This is a genomic window from Candidatus Eisenbacteria bacterium (genome assembly GCA_016235265.1).
In the GTDB taxonomy this organism is placed as follows: Bacteria; Eisenbacteria; RBG-16-71-46; order RBG-16-71-46; family JACRLI01; genus JACRLI01.
The window spans coordinates 78650-94887 of record JACRLI010000002.1; the positions used below are offsets into that span (position 1 = coordinate 78650).

General features: G+C 69.3%; 15 protein-coding genes and 1 pseudogene. 9 read left to right on the top strand and 7 right to left on the bottom strand.

The window, feature by feature from the left end:
* Positions 1-36 precede the first annotated feature (36 nt).
* Positions 37-945: a hypothetical protein gene (locus HZB25_00760; GenBank protein MBI5835749.1), complete on the top strand. Its 909-nt coding sequence runs from the start codon at positions 37-39 to the stop codon at positions 943-945.
* Between the two features lie 175 nt (positions 946-1120).
* Here HZB25_00760 and arfB read toward each other — a convergent pair whose 3' ends face one another.
* Positions 1121-1546, bottom strand: a complete 426-nt coding sequence (arfB, locus tag HZB25_00765; protein ID MBI5835750.1) for an aminoacyl-tRNA hydrolase — start codon at positions 1544-1546, stop codon at positions 1121-1123.
* Between the two features lie 176 nt (positions 1547-1722).
* On the opposite strand from arfB, the gene HZB25_00770 reads away from it, so the two are divergent.
* The 8 genes and pseudogenes from HZB25_00770 to HZB25_00805 all read left to right on the top strand — a co-directional run bounded on the left by HZB25_00770 (position 1723) and on the right by HZB25_00805 (position 11244).
* Positions 1723-2703, top strand: coding sequence for a polyprenyl synthetase family protein (locus HZB25_00770; GenBank protein MBI5835751.1), 981 nt, complete (start codon positions 1723-1725; stop codon positions 2701-2703).
* A gap of 3 nt (positions 2704-2706) precedes the next feature.
* Positions 2707-3024, top strand: a pseudogene (gene rsfS / locus HZB25_00775) (ribosome silencing factor).
* A 16-nt stretch (positions 3025-3040) separates the two neighbouring features.
* Positions 3041-4717: an arginine--tRNA ligase gene (locus HZB25_00780; protein ID MBI5835752.1), complete on the top strand. Its 1677-nt coding sequence runs from the start codon at positions 3041-3043 to the stop codon at positions 4715-4717.
* A 14-nt stretch (positions 4718-4731) separates the two neighbouring features.
* Positions 4732-5646, top strand: coding sequence for a sugar kinase (locus HZB25_00785; protein ID MBI5835753.1), 915 nt, complete (start codon positions 4732-4734; stop codon positions 5644-5646).
* A 276-nt stretch (positions 5647-5922) separates the two neighbouring features.
* Complete coding sequence (locus HZB25_00790; GenBank protein MBI5835754.1) at positions 5923-6702, top strand: hypothetical protein; 780 nt, start codon at positions 5923-5925, stop codon at positions 6700-6702.
* Between the two features lie 404 nt (positions 6703-7106).
* Positions 7107-8564: an HD domain-containing protein gene (locus HZB25_00795; protein ID MBI5835755.1), complete on the top strand. Its 1458-nt coding sequence runs from the start codon at positions 7107-7109 to the stop codon at positions 8562-8564.
* 4 nt (positions 8565-8568) lie between these two features.
* Positions 8569-9573, top strand: a complete 1005-nt coding sequence (locus HZB25_00800) for a phosphoribosylformylglycinamidine cyclo-ligase (GenBank protein MBI5835756.1) — start codon at positions 8569-8571, stop codon at positions 9571-9573.
* A gap of 897 nt (positions 9574-10470) precedes the next feature.
* Positions 10471-11244, top strand: coding sequence for a hypothetical protein (locus tag HZB25_00805; protein ID MBI5835757.1), 774 nt, complete (start codon positions 10471-10473; stop codon positions 11242-11244).
* Between the two features lie 255 nt (positions 11245-11499).
* Here HZB25_00805 and HZB25_00810 read toward each other — a convergent pair whose 3' ends face one another.
* From HZB25_00810 to HZB25_00835, 6 genes are all read right to left on the bottom strand, one after another.
* Positions 11500-12531, bottom strand: coding sequence for a hypothetical protein (locus HZB25_00810; protein ID MBI5835758.1), 1032 nt, complete (start codon positions 12529-12531; stop codon positions 11500-11502).
* Positions 12532-12753: 222 nt separating this feature from the next.
* A complete protein-coding gene (locus tag HZB25_00815; GenBank protein MBI5835759.1) occupies positions 12754-13248 on the bottom strand; it encodes a RidA family protein in 495 nt (164 codons plus the stop codon).
* Positions 13249-13305: 57 nt separating this feature from the next.
* On the bottom strand, positions 13306-14304 hold the full coding sequence (locus tag HZB25_00820; protein MBI5835760.1) for a pyridoxal-phosphate dependent enzyme: 999 nt from the start codon (positions 14302-14304) through the stop codon (positions 13306-13308).
* On the bottom strand, positions 14301-14744 hold the full coding sequence (locus HZB25_00825) for an SRPBCC family protein (GenBank protein ID MBI5835761.1): 444 nt from the start codon (positions 14742-14744) through the stop codon (positions 14301-14303). The genes HZB25_00820 and HZB25_00825 overlap by 4 nt, the downstream gene beginning before the upstream one ends.
* Positions 14745-14881: 137 nt before the next feature.
* Complete coding sequence (locus HZB25_00830; protein ID MBI5835762.1) at positions 14882-15748, bottom strand: hypothetical protein; 867 nt, start codon at positions 15746-15748, stop codon at positions 14882-14884.
* Positions 15745-16236, bottom strand: coding sequence for a hypothetical protein (locus HZB25_00835; protein ID MBI5835763.1), 492 nt, complete (start codon positions 16234-16236; stop codon positions 15745-15747). Before HZB25_00835 ends, HZB25_00830 begins: the two co-directional genes overlap by 4 nt.
* Between the last annotated feature and the right edge of the window lie 2 nt (positions 16237-16238).

The window sequence follows — 16238 nt, forward strand, 5'->3', positions numbered from 1 at the left end:
CCCTCGCCGTATCCGCCCGGTTACGCGCCGACACCCATGCCCCCCGCGCAGCACCTGCCCGAATACCCGCAACCCGCCGTGGATCCCGCGCAGCGCCTGCCGGAGCACCCGCAGGTTGCCGTGGCTCCCGTATCGCCCTGGCCAGGGCTTGCGCCGCCTCCGGCCTGGCCCGCCGGGTACGTGGCGGGAGAGCAACTGAGCATCGCAAGGTGGGTCGGGCAGGGGTGGCAGACGTTCCGGGCGCGTCCGCTGCCGTGGATCCTGTGGGCGCTGGCGATGCTCCTGCCCAGTGCGGCGCTGGAGATCTACCGCTACAGCCAGGGCTGGGTGGGGGGAAGCGTCTCCCCGGGGGAGACCGGTTCCGTGATGACGACCACGCTCCTGAGCCTTGCGCTCACGATCTCGCTGCTGCCGCTCCACGTGGGCGGCAACCTCTACGCCCTCTCGCTCCAGCGCGGCGCGCACCCGCCGGCGATGAAGTTCCTGCAGGCGTACGCGCGCGGCGCGTGGCTCGTAGCCGCGCTGGCGCTCATGGGCCTGATGGCGGCGCCGGTGTTCCTGCTGGTCCTGCTCCCGGGACGCTTCCTGTCCGCCACCGGGGCGCTGGCGCAGGCCCTGGTGGTGGTGTACATGCTCATCGCCACGCCCTTCGCCGTCGGGGTGTACCTGTACCTGCTGCTGGGCTGGATGTTCGCGCCCGTACTCGTCGCGGATCGCGAGATGAACGCCATGGACGCCATGCGCACCAGCTGGCACCTGGTGGACGGGCACCGTTGGAGACTGCTGGGGCTGATCCTGGTCCTGGTGGCGATCGCCTTCGCGGGAGTGCTGGCCTGCCTGGTCGGCTCGCTGGTCACGCAGGGAATCGTGGCCGGGGCGTTCTCGGCGGCGTACCGCGACCTCGCGGTGCGCTCGGGCGACATGGATTCGGACACCGAGCTGTAGCGCGGGCCTGAGGATCCACCGGTGCCGTCTGCCGCGCGTCGGATCGGGCCAGCCGGGTTCGTTCGCTGCTCAGGTCGGGCGCAAGAGAAGTACAGCGCCCTCCAACTTCGCTGCGAACGAACCCGGCTGGCCCGATCCGACGCACGGCCGTGGCATCCGCGTTCGGCGTCCTCCGCTAGTTCTCCGTCTGGCGTTCCCGCTTTCGCTCCGACGCGCGGCGCTTCTCCTCCAACCGGCGTTCCTTCGAGGCCCGAGTGGGCCGGGTGGGGCGGCGCGACTTGCGCGGACGTAGGGCGTCCGCCACCAGTTCGGCGAGGCGCCGGCAGGCGGCCTCGCGATTGGCCGATTGGGAGCGGTGACGGCTGCTCACCGCGCGCAGGGTGCCGTCGGCGTGAATTCGATGGGCCAGGCGGGCCCGCACGCGGGCCCGCTCGGCGTCGGCAAGGGCGGGGGAGGAGTCCACGTTCCAGCGGGCCTCCACCCGGGTCTCCACCTTGTTCACGTGCTGTCCGCCGGGGCCGCCCGAGCGGGAGGTGCGCAGCTCCACCTCGGCCATGGGCAGCGGCCGTCCGGGGGTGATCTCGAGTCGGGAAGCGTCCATGCATCCCATTCTAGCGCCTGTTCGAACCTCGACGCGCCACCTAAACGCTCCGGCCCCTTTGCGTTGACCCTCCCCCCCGAGTCTGGTACCGTTAGCCGGTTCCGGTGTTCCCCTGTGGTTTCCATCCTCGGCCTGTCACCCGGCTCCGCCCGGCCCCGGCAGTGGGAGTTTCACGCTTGAGCTCGATTTCTCTGGCCTCCCTCCAGGCGCCCGTGCGCGCCGAGCTGGACGCCATGAATGCCCACCTGAAGCAGCTGCGGGACTCCAACGTGGAGCTCATCCGGCAGGTGGGGGAGCACGTCCTCGGCGGCGGGGGCAAGCAGCTGCGGCCCACCCTGCTGCTGCTGGTCTCGCGGCTGGGTGGCCGAAACCAGGACCTGGCGGTGCTGGCGGCCACGGTGGTGGAGTTGATCCACACGGCGACGTTGATCCACGACGACTCGGTGGACGGCAGCAACCTGCGCCGCGGACGCCCCACCGTGAACCGCGCCTTCAACCACTCGGTCTCCATCCTGATGGGAGACTTCGTGTACTCCAAGGCGTTCGCGATCCTCGCGGAGCGCAAGCTGTACCCGCTGATCGACATCCTGGCCCAGGCCACGCACCGCATGAGCACCGCGGAGCTGCTGGAAATGGACCTCAAGCACAAGGTCACCACCACGGAGCAGGAGTACCTGGGCATGATCGACGGCAAGACCGGGGTCCTGTTCCAGGCGGCGTGCGAGATCGGGGCCTACCTGGGGATCGGCGAGGGGGAGGCGGAGCGGTTCCGCGACTTCGGGCGCTCCCTGGGGCTGGCCTTCCAGATCGCGGACGACCTCATTGACATCGTCGGAGAGGAGAGCGTCATCGGCAAGGACCGCGGCAACGACCTCAAGGAGGGCAAGGTCACGCTGCCCTACATCGCCGCCCTGCGCAACTCCCCGCCCGAGGAGCGCGCGCACTACTCCGATCTTCTCGAGCACCCCGAGCGGGTGAACGGCGACTGGGACGCCATGGTGGACTGGGTCCGCCGCCGCGGCGGCGAGCGCTACTCGCGCGACCTCGCCTCGGTCCACGCCGGGCACGCCCGCTCCCTGCTCGACGCGTTTCCGGTCTCCGACGCGCGCCAGGCGCTGCACGACGCGGCCGGCTACGTCGTCAGCCGGGCGCTCTGATCCATGACCTCACGCCAGTTCGCAGAACGCTGCGCCCGCCTGCTCTTCGAGAAGAAGGCCGAGGACATCCAGGTCCTGGACCTCCGCAAGCTGGGGGCGGTCACGGACTTCTTCGTCGTGGCCAGCGGCGCGTCCGCGCCGCACGTGAAGGCCCTCGCGGAGCACGTGGAGGACACGATGCGCGGCCACGGGCAGCGGCCGTGGCACAGCGAGGGCTATTCGGCGGAGCGCTGGATCCTGCTCGACTACGTCAACGTCGTGGTGCACGTGTTCCATCCCAAGACCCGCGAGTTCTACCTCCTGGAGAGGCTGTGGGGCGACGCGGAGAGGATCCCACTTGATTTCGTCGTACCTGACCGAAGCCGTCCGTAGCGCCGTCGCGGCCGCGGGCCTCGGAGACCCCGGCCCGGTGCTGCTCGAGACCCCCAAGGACCGCGCCCACGGCGACCTGGCCACCAACGTGGCCATGCAGCTCGCCTCGAAGGGCCGGGCGGCCGGCAAGGGCAATCCTCGCGCGGTGGCCGAGGCGGTGGTGACGGAACTGCGGGCGCGGCTGGACCCCGCGCTCATCGCCGGGGTCAGCATCGCGGGGCCCGGCTTCATCAACTTCGCCTACCACCCCGACGTGGTGCGCCGCAGCCTGGCCGAGATCCTGGAGGCCGGCGCCGGATTCGGGCGGTCCGACTGGGGCGCGGGCGAGAAGGTGCTCCTCGAATTCGTCAGCGCCAACCCCACGGGTCCGCTCAACGTGGTGAGCGCGCGCGCCGCCTCGGTGGGCGACTCGCTGGCGCGCCTGTTCCGCGCGTGCGGCTTCGAGGCCCGGACCGAGTACTACGTCAACGACGCCGGCAACCAGGTGCGCAAGCTGGGCGAGTCGCTGCTGGCGCGCATCCGCGAGGCCGGGGGCGAAGCGCTCGTGATCCCCGAGAACGGCTACCACGGCGAGTACCTCAAGGAGATGGCCCAAGCCATGGGCCCGGAAGCCCGCGCGGAGATGCTCGCGCGGGCGGACGCGGCCGAGGCCTGCACCCGCTACGCGCTCACGCGCATTCTCGCGGGCCAGCAGGCGGACCTCGAGAGCTTCGGCGTGCGCTTCGACCGCTTCTTCCACGAGACCGAGCTGCACCAGGCCGGGCGCGTGACGGAGGCGCTCGAGGACCTCAGGGCCCGGGGCTTCATCTACGTCGGTGCGGAGGAGAAGGAGGCGGAGGCCGGGGCCCTGTGGTTCCGCTCCACCGACTTCGGCGACGACAAGGACCGCGTGGTGGTGAAGAAGACGGGCGAGACCACCTACTTCCTGGCCGACACCGCCTATCACCGCGACAAGCACGAGCGCGGCTTCGCGCGCGCCATCGACCTGTTTGGCCCGGACCACCACGGTGCCGTGCCGCGGCTCAAGGCGGCCATGAAGGCGCTGGGCTATCCCGAGGACTGGATCGAGGTCCTGCTGGTGCAGCAGGTGAACCTCATGATGGGCGGCCAGGCCGTGGAGATGAGCAAGCGGGCCGGGAAGCTGGTGACGCTGCGCGAGCTGGTGGACGAGGTGGGCCGCGACGTGGCGCGCTTCTCGTTCCTGATGCGCAGCGTGAACACGCACCTGGATTTCGACCTGGCGCTGGCCCGCGAAGAATCGGACAAGAACCCGGTGTTCTACGTGCAGTATGCCCACGCCCGCGCCTGCAGCGTGGAGCGCAACGCGCGCGAGAACCGGGTGGACCCTGCCCGCGCGGACCTGTCCCTGCTGGGCCAGCCCGAGGAGATGGAGCTGATCAAGACGCTGATGCGCCTGCCGCTGGCGGTGGAGTCCGCCGTCCGCGCGCGCGAGCCGCAGCGCATTCCCATGTACCTGATGAGCGTGGCCCAGTCCTTCCATCCCTTCTATCACCGGCACCGGGTGGTGGACCCGGACAACGCCGCGCTCTCGGCGGCGCGCCTGCAGCTGGTGCAGGGCGTTCGGCTGGTGATGGCCAACGGACTGGGCCTGATCGGCGTCTCGGCGCCGGAACAGATGTAGGGGGCGGAGCGACCATGGGCATCCTTGTCGTGGGCTCGATCGGCCTGGACAACGTGCAGACCCCGCACGGCGCCGTGCGCGGCGTGCTGGGCGGCTCGGCCTCGTACTTCTCGGTGACCGCGCGGCACTTCTCGCCGGTGAACCTGGTCGCCGTGGTGGGCGAGGACTTCCCGGGCGAGTACATGGACCTGTTCCGCGAGCGCGGCGTGGGCATCGAGGGACTCGAGGTGGTGCCGGGGAAGACCTTCCACTGGAGCGGTCGCTACGGGGACGACCCGGACCAGGCGTTCAGCCTGGCCACCGAGCTGGGGGTGTTCGAGAACTTCCACCCGCGGCTGCCGGAGAGCTACCGCTCCGCGGAATACGTGTTCCTGGCCAACATCGACCCGGTCCTGCAACTGGAGGTGCTGCGCCAGACGCGCGGCGCGCGGGTGCTGGACACCATGAACTACTGGATCGAGGGCAAGCGGCCCGAGCTGCTGGCCACCCTGCGCGAAGTGAACGTGGTGATCATGAACAACCAGGAGGCGCGCGCGCTCACCGGGGAAAAGCACATCCTGCGCGCCTGCGAGATCATCGCCGGCTACGGGCCCCAGGTGGTGGTCATCAAGCAGGGCGAGCACGGCTCGCTGCTGCGCACCCCCGACGACCTCTTCCTCATGCCGGGCTACCCGGTGGAGCGCGTGGTGGACCCCACCGGCGCGGGGGACACCTTCGCCGGCGGCTTCGTGGGCTGGCTGTCCCGCTGCGGCCAGGCGGACCGCGATGCCTACCGGCAGGCCATGATCATGGGCACGGTGATGGCCTCGTTCACCATCGAGGACTTCAGCCTGCGCGCGCTGCTGCGCGCCAATCCGGACCTGATGCGCGAGCGCATCCGCCGCCTGCGCCAGATCACCGACCTGCCGGCCATGGACGGGCTGATCTAGCGTCGCGCCCGGGTTGTGGAAAACTTCTTTCGCCATCCTTCCCGGCCTTCCTGAGAGCGACGCCTCAACCTGTTGACGTTCCACGGCTTCCGGGGGAGTCGCAGTAGTTTCTTGACTCGCTTTCCCCGCGTGATATCCTCGCCCCCGCATAATCAAACTCAGCAGCTCGGTTCAGGTGATTGAGTCAAGGAGGACGCCCTGAAACTCGAAGCGAATAAGCCGGCCTGGGTATCGCAGGCGGAGGACCACGTTCGCACCCTCGAGGGAATCGAGGACGTGGCCATCGTCTGGAACGGCCGCTCGATCACGGAAGTGCACGTGGTTTCCGCCAGCACGCGCCCCCCGCGGTTGGTCTCGCGCGACGTGGAGTCGCTGCTGAAGGCCAAGGGAGTCCGCGTCGATTTCAAGACCATCAGTGTCGCGCAGCTCAAGACGGCATCGCGGGCCGACGCCCCCGAACCCATGCCGGACGAGTGCGCGGCCCCGGATCCGGCCCCGCCGCAGGAGCCGGCGATCCTGAGCCCCCGACTGCACCACTTTCCGAATTCCCAGGCAGCCGGCCCCGGCGGGCCCGCCCTGGGCGCACCACCCCCGCCGGTCCGGCTGTCGTCCTATGACGGCGAGCCGGCGAGGCTGCGTTTCGAGAGCGTGAACGTGATGACCTTCGGCTACCGGGCCGAGGCGCAGGTGGAGATCGGCTACGGGGAGCAGGAGGTGCTGGGCACCGCCACCGGGGCCAACTCGCGCCTGGGCGCGCCCCGGCTGGTCGCGAGCGCGGTGCTGGAGGCGCTGAAGAAACTCATCAACGGCGAGGCCGAGTTCGCCCTCGAGGCGCTCGAGTTCGTCGAGATCGGCGGGCAGCGCCTGGCCCTGGTGGCCGTGGCCTGCCTCGAAGGCCGCCGCCAGCGCGTGTATTACGGAACCGCGGCGGTGGAAGGCGAGCCCAACCAGGCCGTGGTGGCGGCCACGCTCGACGCCCTCAACCGGGCGTGGGGCCGGTTTCGCGGCCGGGAGAAGATCGAATACGAGCTGAGACCGACGTCCATTGAGATCTGAGCGGAGCCTCAAACAGCGAAGCGGCGCCCTTCCTGACCAGGTCTGCTGGCATGGAAGTACACCACTTAAGGAGGTGCGCTCATGATCAAGTTCATCGTCGAAGGCTCCGGCCTCATCGGCCTGATCCTTTTCGCTCTTCACCGCGCCGGCTGGTAGCCACGCAGCTGATCTGAGCGGTCTTGATGGACTCGGTCCTTTATCCCCCGGGAGCGTGAGCTCCCGGCCGCGCGGGCGGAACGGCCGCGCGGAACGCTCGGAGGCGCGCCAGGGAACGGCGCGCACCGCCTCCGGCCGTGAGATGGACTTCACGGGTTTCCAGGGAACGCATGGACGCCGAAGTGCGGCCGCGCGGGCATCGCGCGACCTCGAATCGGCCCTCAACCCCTGGGTCTGACGAGGCTGTCATGCGTCCCGAACCTCTCTCCCTGCCGGTCAAGATCTGCGTCACCCTCATGCTCACCGCGGGGCTGGGCGCGCTGTCCCTGCTCGCGGGCCACTCACCCACGCCTCCCCTCGGCCCATTCCTGGTCTGGACCCTGATGCTGGTGGCCACCGAGGCCACCGCGATGGAGCTGCCGTCCGGCGGGTTCATCACCGTCTCGGGGGTGGTGGACTACGCGGGCATCCTCTGCTACGGCCCGCTGTTGGTGGGATGGGCCGACATCACCAGCGTGCTCCTGTACCAGGGGCTGTGGCTCAAGAAGCCGCTCCCCAAGGTGGCCTTCAACGCCGGGCTGTATGCGCTCACCACCGCCGCGGCCGGCAGCGTGTACGTGGCCATGGGCGGGCAGGTGGGGGCCACCCGCTTCGCGGGGGCCATCCTGCCGCTGCTGGCGCTCGGGGCGGTGTACTTCTCGGTGAACAGCGGCGGCCTGTCCCTGGTCATCTCGCTGATGCAGAAGCGCAACCCCCTGGCCCTGTGGCACGACAACTTCCGGTGGGGCCTGCTGCAGCACTGGAGCATGCTGCCCCTGGGGGTGCTGCTGGCTCTGCTCACGCTCACCGGCGGTCTGTGGGCGGCCACCCTGGCGGTGTTCCCGCTGTTCCTGGCGCGGTATTCATTCATGGCGCACCTCCAGGCACGCGCCGACCTGAAGGACTTCGTGCGCGCCATCTCGAAGATGCTGGATGCGGTGGACACCTACACCCGCGAGCACAGCCTGCGGGTGGCCGCGCACAGCGTGCGGGTGGCCCGCGAGCTGCGCCTCTCCAGCGCCGACGCGGAGATGGTGGAATACGCGGCGCTGATGCACGACCTGGGCAAGATCAGCAACGAGGCGCGCCCGCTGATCGCCAAGCCCGGCGTGCTCACGCGCGACGAGAAGGCGGTGCTGGACCAGCACCCGGTGATGGGCGCCAGCCTGTTCGAGCAGGTGCGCAGCCTGCGTCCCGCCGCCGACTTCGTGCGCGCGCACCACGAGCGCATGGACGGCCGCGGCTATCCCTACGGGCTCCGGGGCGAGGAAATCCCCATGGGCGCACGCATCCTCGCGGTGGCCGACTGCTTCGACGCCATGACCTCCGACCGTCCCTACGTGCGGGCGCGCAGCCCCCAGGTGGCGCTGGCCGAGCTGCGCCGCAACAGCGGCACGCAGTTCGACCGGAAGGTGGTGGAGACCTTCGAACGGCTGGTCAGCGCCGACCTCAAGGCGCAGGAGGAGGCGCTGGCGCGCGCCGCGGAGGAGGCCTTCGTTTCGCTCGACGCGGCCCGCCGCCCCGCGGTGCTGCGCGTGTCGCCGGTCCCGCCCCAGCCCGTGACCGCCCCCGTGGCGATCCCGATTCCCGGCTCCATGACCGTCAAGGTCTCCATGGACGAGACCCATTCCCCGCCCGCCGCCGCGGCGATCCCGCAGGCGGTCTGAGCCCGTGCGCTACGCGGACGCGGGAGTGGACCGCGCGCGCGCGGCCGCGGCCCGCGAGCGCATCGGCAAGCTTGTGCGCAGCACCTGGCCCACGGACCTGGGACGCTTCGGAGGCTTCTCCGGGGCGTTTCCGTTTCCGGGCGATCCGGAGCGGCTGCTGACCGCCACCCTGGACGGCGTGGGCACCAAGATCAAGCTGGCCATCGCGTGCGGGCGCCACCGCGGCATCGGGGAGGACCTGGTGAACCACTGCGTGGACGACACGCTGGCCAACGGCGGCACCCCGATATTCTTCCTGGATTACTTCGCCGCCGCGTGCCTGGACCCCGAGGTGCTGGCCGAGGTGCTGGAGGGCGCGGCCGCGGCCTGCCGCCGCGAGGGCGTGGCCATCCTGGGCGGGGAAACCGCGGAACTGCCGGGGCTGTACTTCGAGGGCGACTACGACTTCGCCGGCTGCATGGTGGGCTGGGCGCGCAAGGCCGACTGGATTGACGGCCGCGACGTGCGCGCCGGGGACGTGGCCCTGGGCCTGCCCAGCAGCGGGTTGCACACCAACGGGTATTCGCTGGCGCGGCACGCGCTGTTGGACGCGGGCGGCCATACGCTCGATGAAGCGGTTCCCGGTTCCGGAGTGACCCTCGCGGACGCGCTGCTGGCCCCCCATCGTTCCTACTCGGGCGCCATCCGCGCCCTGGGCCCGCTGCGTCCACGGGCCATCGCGCACATCACCGGCGGCGGGTTCACCGAGAACGTGCCGCGCGTGATCCCCGACGGCCTGGGCGTGGAGTTCGAGCCGTGGCCGTTGCCGCCGCTGTTCGAGTGGATCCGCCGCGAGGGTGGGGTGGACGACGCCGAGATGCGCCGGGTGTTCAACCTGGGTTACGGGTTGGTGCTGGTGTTCGAGGCGGCACGGGCCGCGGAGGCGGAGGCGGTGTTGCGCGCGGCGGGCGAGGAGCCCCGGCGGATCGGGGTGGTAGTGGAGGGGGAGGGGGCGCGGTTTCGTGGGTGACTTGGCCTAAGGCCCGCTATGCGACGGACTCCGGCCTCCATCGCCAGCCTCTCCGCCCGGCTGGCCACAGGCTGGCTCAAGTGCATTGGGGCCGTTCGAGTGAAAACGGTCCACTTATTCTCCGGCTAGCGGGTGCCGGGAGTACGGCCGACACGCTCGTCGGTTTCGTCGTAGTTCCCGACAGTCTCGCCCAGGTTCTCACACTTGAGGGCTGCGGCCTTGGGTTCCTCAGGTCCTACCTCATCGCAACCTCAGTTGAATACACTCTCGGGGAGATCCGGGGGCAGACGGTTGTGGATGATCCGGTTGTCCCCTCGACATGGGGGAGCATCCGCCGCCGATACAAATAGGCGAATCGCACAGCCCGGCGACAGAGAAGCTTGTGAGGTTACTGCCATTCGATTCTCGCTCGCCGGCGAGTCGCCACGCGAACGCCGAGGCCATCGTGGTCCTCCACTGGGCGCCCGCGTCAATCGCGTCAGCGGTCGGAGCTGCCGAGCCCTCCACGGCTCCACCAGATCCGTTTCTCGCACAACTGGCAGGTCGTTGGGATTCAACGGTTTCGTCTTAGGAATGCCCGTCCGCTGCTTCACCCTCGCGACGAACTGCACTTCACGCCCACAGGAACCTCCTGGAAGCATGCGTGCCAACATAACCTAGTTTACATTCTATCGGATAGGGGGTAGACTAGCGCGCAGTCGATCAACAGGGCGAAGTGGGCGCGGCGGGCCTCTGTCGAGCATTGCCGCGTCCCGCGGTTGTTCAGAATTGTGCATCTGCAGGAGCATTCGGTTCGGCTTGACCTGCGATTTCGTCTGGCCAGGGTGTGGCTCCGTAGCGACAAGCCCGTTCCACCCGCCTCATTCGAGCCACAGCCAACAGGAAGGAGGGAGACCAATGAACAAGCCGACATGGTTTGCCGTTCTCACAATCCTGGCCGCCGGTTTGGCCGAGATCGGAAACGCGGCCGGCATCGGGGTCGAGACGTACTCGAGCATGGCGGCTTTCCAGTCCAGTCCGCTCTACACTCACATCACTGGCGGCGGCGGCGCCAGTGCGCGCAAGGTCCGTGGGGTTCGGGCGGTGCGCCAGGGGCCGGCCGACGTGCCGCCGGCTTCAGCCGGCGGGGCGGGCAACGCGGTGGTCACGACCGAGATCGAAGCCGCGGCCAAGGACGTTCCCGACGTCCTGTCGCTGAACTCCACCGCGTCTTTCTACAACAAGAAGTTCGTGAGCCTGGGCACCAACACCGTCTCGCCCAATCCATTCATCACGCTCGACCTGGAGCCAGTGTCGACCTTGCCGGGCGCCGGCTACAGTGGGTATGACATCGTCATATTCGATCTTGGCAAGAACCTCGCATCGGGGACGGGCAACAACAACACCGAAGCCACGACCTTCGAGGTCGAACTCGTCAGTTCCGGGGTGTTCTACCCGGTCGGGACGATCACGGCGACGATGGGCAACTTTATCAACGCCATCCTGCTCGACATCACCGGGATCCCCGGGATCCCGGTATTCATCGACGCCATTCGGATCACCGACGTGACCGGCGCGGGTCCGTCGACCAGCGGCGGCATCGATGTCGACGGCGTGCTGACCCTGAACGTCTACGTGCCGACTCCGGTCGTGCCGACAAGCTGGGGCCAGCTCAAGACGGCATATCGCTAACCCGGATTATTCACGACTCGCGCTCGTTTTCCGGATACGCGAAGGCCCCCGTGTGGTAGAAAGGGCTTGCTGACGGCTCTTTCTCTCGCCACGGGGGCCTTTGCGTGTCCGACTCTACCACAACACATTGCGTCTTCGAGCATTCACCACCCAACTTCCACAACTGCAATCCTGCGTCGGCCTGGGCGTGAAGGCGTCCACTTCGCTGCCGCTGGTCAACGGTTGCGACTAGTTCATCTACAACGTTGGCGCCCCTCAGGGCACGCTCGTGGGCGCCGGGTTCCATCCCAGCTTGATCACCTCGAAATCGTTCGCGGCAAGCGCCCGGAACGCGGGGTTGAGCACGTCGTTGTCCCAGTGCGGGTCCATGGTGCCCTGGATGTACAGGTCCGAGCCGTTGTCGGCCAGGATGAGCCCGTACTTCTTCATGGCCCGGAAGATCTTCTGCACTTCGGGGGCGAACGACGAGATGTCCCTGCCCGCCTTGAGCCGGAGCCGCATCCCCATGGGCGGAGCCCCACTGGTCGAGCCGGCCGCGTGGGACGCCGGCCACACGTAGCCGTCGGTGGCGCGGACAGTGAAACGGAAGGCGTGACGGATCTCGTTCGACCCGGACACCTCATCCCAGCGGACCAGTCCCGGGAAGATCGCGAGGCCGGCCGCGTCGGCCGAGGTCCAGCCCTCGGGGCGGCGCCCATTCACGCTCAGATCCCACGTTGCTCCCGATCCTGCGTCCCATCGCGATGCGGACGAATTCCAGTGCGTAGCCCAGGTCTCGAACAGCAGCCAGTGGTCCCGGTCGATCAGGAGCATGTGGCGGTCGCCGCTGGTTCCTCCACCGGCGACGGCGCCTTCGAGGTAGCCGGGCTGGGTGCGCGCCTGGTCCGGGATGGGGTAGCCGACCGGGCGGCCCGGCGCGCCGGAGTCGCTCTCGGATCCGTAGAGTGTGAACGTGACGGGCAGCAGGGCCTGGCTCCCCGAGACGGTGATGTACGGCATGCCGTAGGGGGAAGGCCCGAAGTCCGGGTGCAGGGTCACTCCGGCGCCGATCCAGTTGATGTAGGCCTGGGATGCAGAATCCACGGGGGCCGTGTCGACGGCAACGTTCCACCAATTGGTCGCCGGGAAGACCTGGCGCGCCGTCAGATCCTCGTTGAGCACGACCACGGAGGCAGAATCCAAGGACTCGGGGCGGGCCGCGCCGGTGGGCGGGGCGACAGAAGTACGGATGCAGCCGCAGCATGCAAGAACGGCCAGGATCGCGAGGGAATGGAGGATGCTACGCATGGTGTCTCCTGCCTATACCGGGCCTGTTGGGAGCGCGCGCGGGCACAACTCCTATTCTGCCCCCGAGCGCGCTCAATCGCATGAAGTACACCCCCGCGCCCACAGAACTTCCTTTCGAGTCGCGCCAGTCCAGAGTCACCACTGCAGGGTGATCGTATGGCGTAAGCGCTCCCACGACCGCCGCGAAGTGGTCAGCGCACAGAGGTCCACTTGAATCGTCGGCTAGACGCCCCGCGGATGCAGATCCACCTCACCCTCAACCTCCACCGGAATATCATACGGCAGCTCCGCCATCCCCACGGCACTCCGCGCGTGCGCGCCGACTTCCTTGCCGAACACCTCGAGGATCAGGTCGGAGAACCCGTTGATGACGCCCGGCTGGCGGTTGAACCCCGGCGCGGAATTGACCATGCCGAAGGCCCGGGTCCAGGACGCGATCCGATCGAGGTCTCCCAGCTCCCGCTCGAGGCTGCCCAGGATCGCAAGACCCACCAGGCGCGCGGCAGCGTAGGCCTGTTCCGCGGATACTTCGCGGCCCACCTTCCCGAGGGGTTGCGCGAGGGAGCCGTCGGCGTTCGTGGGCCCGTGGCCCGAGATCAGCGCACGTGTTCCCACCACACGCACCCACGGGAACGGCAGGACCGCCCCGGGCGGCAGCTGCAGCGGGGCAGGCAGCACAAGCCCCAGTTCCTTGAGTCTCCTGGTCACGTTGGACATCGCGTTCTCCCCGCGCCGCTCCCGGACGCCGACCGCGCAACTGAATGGGCCCGGCCGCTAGGCCGGCGCATCCGCGCCGTTTGCCCGGGGCGGGATCGCCCCGATCAGTTCACTGAACGATTCCAGGTCGATGTTGCCGCCCGAAACGATCGCCACGATGGGCCCGGCCCCGGCGTTCCCGGTCAGCGCCGCCGCGAGGGGCAGTGCGCCCGCGCCCTCGGCGATCACGCGCGCCTTTTCCGCCATCATTCGCATCGCCTGCCTCGTCTGCTCCAGGCTGACGACGATGCAGCCGTCGAGCACCGGCCGCATCCGCTGCCACATCCGGGGAAACACGCTGCGGCCGCCGGCGCCGTCCACGAAGGACGCCTTCCAGTCCGGGAACTCCTGGGGGGAACCGAGGGCCAGGGATCGCGCCAGCGGCGCCGCCGTCTCCGGCTCCGCACCCCACACCTTGATCGAGGGCTTCAGCGCCTTGACCGCGGTGCCGACCCCCGTGACCAGCCCGCCCCCGCCGATGCCCGCGATCACCGCCACGGCGTCCGGCGCGTCCTCGAGGATCTCGAGGCCCATCGTCCCGTGACCCGCGATGAAGTCGTCGTCGTCGAAGGGATGCACGAACACCCCCTCCACTCCGGGGTAGGCACGGTCCTCCAGGGTCTGCCAGGCGGTCGCGTACGGGACCAGCACGAGCCGCGCACCGAGCGCTCGCATGCGGTCGAGCTTGGTCTGCGGCGCGGTCTCGATGGCCACGACGGTGCAGGGCACCCCGGACGCCCGCGCGGCATACGCCACGCCCTGGCCGGCGTTGCCGGCGCTGATGGTCCACACGCCGCGCGCGCGCTCGCTGCCGGACAGCCGGGCCACCGCATTCGCCGCGCCGCGGAGCTTGTAGGCGTTGATGGGCTGGAGGTTCTCCAGCTTGAGCCGGATGTCCGGCGCCCCCGGTCCCAGGTCGAGCCGCACCAGCGGGGTGCGCAGAATCGTCCCGGCGATGCGCGTGCGCGCTTCCCGGATCTCGGCGAGCTCGATCGGCCGCACCGGGGGCGGCGTCATGGAATCTCCGCTTCGACCAGCTTCGCCAGCAGCATCAGCGACTCCTGCCACCCCAGGTAGCAGGCCTCGGCCGGGATGACCTCGGGGATGCCTTCCTGGACCACGCTCAGCTCCGTCCCGCAGGAGACCTTCGCCAGCGTGACCGTGGTGATCATCTCCCCGGGCAGGTTGGGGTCGTCGAACTTGTCCGTGTACCGCAGCCGCTCGTGCGGGGCGAGTTCGAGGTACTCGCCCCCGAAAGCGTGGCTCTGGTCGGTCGTGAAGTTCGTGAAGGACATCTTGTAGGAGCCGCCGACCCGGGCGTCCATGTGCTGGACCCTGCCGGTGAACCCGTTCGGCGGGAGCCACTTGACCATGGCGTCGGGATCGAGGAAAGCGCGGTAGACGCGCTCGGGCGTCGCGCGGAGCACGCGGTGGAGCCGGACGGTGCCTTTGGGCATGAAAGTCGGGCCTTTCGAGCGGCCAGGGGTGAGGTTCTGGTTCGCGGTTCTTGTCCGCGGTCCTGGTTCGTGGTTCTGGTTCGCGGCCTGATCCGCGGCCTGGTTCTGGTCCGCGGCCGCGCGCCGCGGGGCCGGCCTCAGCGGCCGGGCACTGCGGAAGCTGCCGCTTCGACCTGCGGGCGCAGGATGTCCCGCGCGTAGTGCCAGCCCGGAACGAGCCGGATCGCTTCGTCCACGTACTTCCTCGCCAGGGCCAGGTCGGGCGAAGGCCGGTTCAAGTAGGAGTAGGCCAGGTTGACGCACAGTTCCGCCTCGCCCCACGAGGGATCGAGCGGCGAGCCAGGGCGCCCGGCCCCCCCGCGCATTGCCTCGAGCGCCTTCAAGTACGCGGGGATGACATGGTCGGGCCCGCCTCCCTTCTCGGGAGGCGCCGTGAAGTAGGCCATGCCCCAGGCCCAAACATAGCGCGGGTTGGCCGCCGCGGTCACCTTCAACTCACCCATCAGCTCGCGGAGCCGCGCGATGCGCGCGTCGTTCCCGGCGCGCCCGCGATCGAAGAACAGGACCAGGCCCAGGCACTGCATCTCGCCGATGCGCGCGTCCACGAAGCCGGAGTCCAGCTCGCCCGAGCGGCGCAATTCCCCGGCGGCGATCACGACGTCGCTGGCCAGGTCGGTGGGCGCGGGAGTCTCGTTGGCGCCGTTGATCGCCCGGCGCCACTTCGCGAACCCCTTCCAGTAGCGCACCCGCGACTCGGTGTCCCGGTCTCCGAGGAAACGGTCGGCCTCCCCGAACAGGCGATCGAGCGCCTTCCGGTCGCCGGCGTAGTCGGACTGCGCGATCCGGCCGATGAGCTCCGGCAGGCTGCGGGCCTCCCGGTCGCTCGAGGCGGCCGCGTCCGGGGCGCCGGATGGGCCGGTGGGTTCGGCCCGCGGCCCGGGGGAAGACATGCCCGCTGCGACGAGCAGGGCTGCGGCGAAGGGCATGGCAGTCCATTTGCTCACTTGAACCTCCGGTGGACGATGCGGGTCATCGGTGTCTCGGGTGGGCCCGGGTGGGGTCCGGCTCGATACCCTCTTGGATCGTCCTGTGGAGCCTCCAGATTCCGGCTTTGTGCCTCCCTTCCGCCCGCCAGGGACACGACCACGCGGACCCGGGTCCCGGCCGCGCAGCGCTCCCCCTCGAGCGGGTACGCCCGCAGCCGCTGCAAGCGCCCGGGGGCCAGGTCGAAGGGCCGGATGTCGCGGCGCCAGGCCACCAGCGAATCGCCGCCATCGGGGTGCGTGAACTCGCAGCGAACTCCGAGAATCCGCTCCGGGCGTCCGGCGACATTGCGGATGGTCAGCCAAAGTCCCTGCGCTTCGTCACCGCCCGAACCGGGATCGAGGGATACCCGGATCCGGCGCCGACCCCGAGCCCACAGCGCCAACCCCAGCCCCGCGAGACTCAGCGGGGCGGACACGATCTTGAGAGCCAGAACGTGGTGGAACATGC

Bases quoted from the DNA above. Each gene is read 5' to 3' on its own strand.
- HZB25_00760 (MBI5835749.1), top strand. From the start codon at position 37: ATGCCCCCCGCGCAGCACCTGCCCGAATACCCGCAACCCGCCGTGGAT.
- arfB (MBI5835750.1), bottom strand. From the start codon at position 1,546: ATGGACGCTTCCCGACTCGAGATCACCCCCGGACGGCCGCTGCCCATG.
- HZB25_00785 (MBI5835753.1), top strand. From the start codon at position 4,732: ATGGGCATCCTTGTCGTGGGCTCGATCGGCCTGGACAACGTGCAGACC.
- HZB25_00795 (MBI5835755.1), top strand. From the start codon at position 7,107: ATGCGTCCCGAACCTCTCTCCCTGCCGGTCAAGATCTGCGTCACCCTC.
- HZB25_00805 (MBI5835757.1), top strand. From the start codon at position 10,471: ATGAACAAGCCGACATGGTTTGCCGTTCTCACAATCCTGGCCGCCGGT.
- HZB25_00810 (MBI5835758.1), bottom strand. From the start codon at position 12,531: ATGCGTAGCATCCTCCATTCCCTCGCGATCCTGGCCGTTCTTGCATGC.
- HZB25_00815 (MBI5835759.1), bottom strand. From the start codon at position 13,248: ATGTCCAACGTGACCAGGAGACTCAAGGAACTGGGGCTTGTGCTGCCT.
- HZB25_00820 (MBI5835760.1), bottom strand. From the start codon at position 14,304: ATGACGCCGCCCCCGGTGCGGCCGATCGAGCTCGCCGAGATCCGGGAA.
- HZB25_00825 (MBI5835761.1), bottom strand. From the start codon at position 14,744: ATGCCCAAAGGCACCGTCCGGCTCCACCGCGTGCTCCGCGCGACGCCC.
- HZB25_00835 (MBI5835763.1), bottom strand. From the start codon at position 16,236: ATGTTCCACCACGTTCTGGCTCTCAAGATCGTGTCCGCCCCGCTGAGT.